1 pseudogene is annotated in these 265 nt (G+C 67.9%); it reads left to right on the forward strand.

Annotated elements, in window-relative coordinates:
* Nucleotides 1-237 (forward strand): annotated as a pseudogene (locus RMT89_RS43550) (phosphocholine cytidylyltransferase family protein); the annotation flags it as partial.
* Nucleotides 238-265 lie beyond the last annotated feature (28 nt).

A 265-nucleotide genomic window follows, 5' to 3' on the forward strand; every position in this document is an offset into this window, starting at 1 on the left:
GCCACCGGCGAGTACATCGGCGTCACCCTGATCGAGCCCGAGGCCGCCGAGGCGCTCGCCGACGCCCTGAAGGCCACCTTCGAGCGCGACCCGGACCTGTACTACGAGGACGGCTACCAGAAGCTCGCCGACGACGGCTTCACGATCGACGTGGCACCCATCGGGGACGTCAAGTGGGTCGAGATCGACAACCACGACGACCTCGCGAAGGGCCGTGAGATCGCGTGCCAGTACTGACCCGGCTCATCCCCTCGCCGGTCGTCGT

Source organism: Streptomyces sp. P17 (assembly GCF_032436805.1).
Lineage (GTDB): Bacteria > Actinomycetota > Actinomycetes > Streptomycetales > Streptomycetaceae > Streptomyces.